Below are 365 nucleotides of genomic sequence, written 5' to 3'. Positions count from 1 at the left end.
GCCAAAAGCTCGGCATTTTGCTTTTTAAGGATATTTAATTCATCATTCATGCTATCAATTTTATTTTTAGTAGTTTTATAAATTTCTTTATTTTTATCCTCCATATTAAAATAATAATCTTGCAATTTATCCTTAGCAGTATAGTCATCAACTTCTAGTTTAACACTTGATTTTATCTTTGAAAACTCTAATTTTAAGTCTTTTGAAAGAGAGTTTTTATTTTCATATTTAAGTCCTCTAGCTCCCAAAGAAAAAGCAAAATTTGTTCTAGCTTCATCAAAGAAATCTTTAATCTCAGCTTTGGAATTAAAGTGAATTTTTTTATTTGTAAAAATATTTCTCTTATTTAAAACAACATGGACATG

The 365-nt window shown here is 24.9% G+C and carries 1 pseudogene; it reads right to left on the bottom strand.

From position 1 onward, the window contains the following. Positions 1–365 (bottom strand): annotated as a pseudogene (locus O6B72_RS09420) (relaxase/mobilization nuclease domain-containing protein); the annotation flags it as partial.

This window comes from Campylobacter ureolyticus, from assembly GCF_027277485.1.
GTDB lineage: Bacteria > Campylobacterota > Campylobacteria > Campylobacterales > Campylobacteraceae > Campylobacter_B > Campylobacter_B ureolyticus_B.
Note: the sequence above shows the minus strand (reverse complement) of the source record. Positions and strands in the feature narration are given on the sequence as shown.